Origin of the sequence: Mesorhizobium sp. M2E.F.Ca.ET.209.01.1.1 (assembly GCF_004010375.2) — a bacterium.
Taxonomy (GTDB): domain Bacteria; phylum Pseudomonadota; class Alphaproteobacteria; order Rhizobiales; family Rhizobiaceae; genus Mesorhizobium.
Map to the genome: position 1 here is coordinate 1 of NZ_SADP02000421.1, position 371 is coordinate 371.

A 371-nucleotide genomic window follows, 5' to 3' on the forward strand; every position below is an offset into this window, starting at 1 on the left:
CTTGCCGACCCCGGCCTCGGTCAACTGTTCGCGCCGTCATCACGTGCGGAGGTCGCGATCATGGGCAGCCTGGAGGTCAAGGGCAAAATCCGCTCCATCTCCGGCAAGATCGACCGGCTGGCGGTGACGCCGGATACGGTCTCGATCGTCGACTACAAGACCAACAGGCCCGCACCCGCCTCCCTGGCCGAAGTCCCGCCGGCCTATCTGCTTCAGCTCGCGCTCTATCGCGCCCTGCTGCAGCCGCTTTATCCAGGGCGGGAAATCAAGGCGGCCCTGCTGTTCACCGAAGCGCCGAGCCTGATCGAGCTCCCGGCCCGGGCCATGGACGACGCCCTTGCCCGACTCACGGGAGCGTGACACAAGAACTG

At 66.3% G+C, this 371-nt stretch carries 1 protein-coding gene; it reads left to right on the forward strand.

Features of this window, described 5'->3' with window-relative positions:
• Positions 1–360 (forward strand): PD-(D/E)XK nuclease family protein (locus EN852_RS36280; protein WP_189546431.1); only part of this gene is annotated, 360 nt, incomplete at its 5' end.
• Positions 361–371: the final 11 nt, after the last annotated feature.